Source organism: Actinomadura sp. GC306, assembly GCF_004348665.1.
Lineage (GTDB): Bacteria > Actinomycetota > Actinomycetes > Streptosporangiales > Streptosporangiaceae > Spirillospora.
In genome coordinates, this window is the sequence record NZ_SMKM01000498.1 from 1 (window position 1) to 1,875 (window position 1,875).

A 1,875-nucleotide genomic window follows, 5' to 3' on the forward strand; every position below is an offset into this window, starting at 1 on the left:
CCGGAATCCCTGGGCGGACGACGGCACGGCCGGTCTTCCGGAGGTCCGCGCGGAGGGTGCGGGTGCTGGTGGTGGCTTGCCGCATGGTGGGCCGGAGAGCGGGGCTTCCTCGCAGGTCGTAGGTGGTGGAGTGACGCAAGGTGGCGGTGACGGGCAGGCGTCGGGCTTGCCGGTGAGCGGTGCGGGCGCGGAGGCGTCTGGGGAGGGTGAGCCGGTCGACCGCGGGACGGTGCAGGAGGGTGCCGAGACTCGTCCGCGGGAGTACAGGGTGTCCTCTTCAGGGGGGCTTTCGAGTGCGGGGGGCGGAACGCCGCCGTCCGGTGGCACGGAGAGCGTCGAGGCCGAGGAGCCGCCATCGCTTCCGGAGGGGTGGTATCAGCCCTATGTGCCCGAGGAGGAACCGGTGGACCAGCCGCAGCCCAAGCCGCGTGGCGATGCCTGGTAGGAGGACGGCGTGAGCAGAGTCGTGATCTTCGCGGCGGGGTCGCGGGGGGACATCCAGCCGTGTGTGGCGCTGGGGCAGGTGTTGCGCCGGCGGGGGGACGAGGTGCGGCTCGTGGCGAGTGCGCGGTACTCGCCGATGGTCGTCGCCGCGGGGCTGGAGCTCGCGCCGCTGACGGCGGACCCGACGGAGATCCTGGAATCGGACGCCGGTCAGGAGTTGCTGGCGGGCGGACGTAATCCGGTGAAGTTCCTCGGGGGCTTCCGGCGGATATTGGGCCCGATGGCCGAGCGGCTCCTGGCTGAATGTTTGGACGCCTGTAAGGGCGCGGATCTCATTCTGGGGCCGACGCTCGGTTTTCTTCCCCGGCATATCGGTGAGCATCTCGGCGTTCCCTGGGCGCTGATTCATTTTCAGCCGAGCCAGCCGACCGGCGCGTTTCCGCATCCGTTCGTTCCGCGGGCGCGGGTGCTGGGGCCGTGGGCGAACCGGGCGAGTTTCCGGGCGGTCGACCAGATCGCGTGGCAGTTGTCGCGGCCGTTCATCAATCCGTGGCGGGAGGAGACGCTGGGGTTGCGGCGGCTGCCGGTGCGCGGCAGGCGGGCGGACGACGGGCCGGTACTGGCGTGCTTCAGCCCGGCCGTGGTGCCACGGCCCCGGGACTGGCCGGCCAATGTGCACCTCACCGGTTACTGGTTCCTCGACGAGCCTGATTGGGAGCCTCCTAAGGAGCTCGCGGATTTCTTGGCGGCGGGTCCGCCGCCGGTGTATGTCGGGTTCGGAAGCATGGTTCCGAAGGATTCCGAGATGACCGAGATGGTGGTGCGGACGGCGTTGAAGGTCGCCGGGGTGCGCGGCATCGTCCAGGGCGATCCGGACACCTCGGATGAGTACGTTCTCGCGGTACGGGACGTCCCGCATTCGTGGCTGTTCCCGCGGATGGCCGCGGTGGTGCATCACGGGGGCGCGGGAACGACCGCGGCGGGCCTGCGGGCGGGCGCGCCGACCGTTGTCTGTCCGTTCTTCGGCGATCAGCCCTATTGGGGGGAACGCGTCGCGTCGCTCGGCGCGGGGCCGGGTCCGCTGCCGTTCCGCGCGTTGACGGTGCCCCGGCTTGCCGCGAAGATCCGGCGCGCCGTCCAGGATCAGGGGATGGCCGACCGAGCAGGTGAACTGGGCCGGCGGATCCGGGCCGAGGACGGTGTCGGACGGGCGCAGGAGATCATCGACTCGCTCCTTCGTTGACGGTCACCCAGGACGTCGGTTGAGCGGCCGATCTCCGATGTGGCGTCGGCGGGAGATGGGCGTGCGGGATGGGCAGGCGAAGCTTGCCTTGCAGTCAGGTCGGCGCTTCGGTGCGGGGCGACCGTGCCTTAGGGGGCATCGTCTTCGACTTCGCCCCAGCGCCAGCCCGTGCCGTCGGGGTTGGGGAT

The 1,875-nt window shown here is 70.7% G+C and carries 1 protein-coding gene; it reads left to right on the forward strand.

Annotated features, from left to right (window positions below):
• Window positions 1-454 precede the first annotated feature (454 nt).
• Window positions 455-1,687, forward strand: coding sequence for a glycosyltransferase (locus tag E1200_RS32980; RefSeq protein ID WP_131956551.1), 1,233 nt, complete (start codon window positions 455-457; stop codon window positions 1,685-1,687).
• Window positions 1,688-1,875 lie beyond the last annotated feature (188 nt).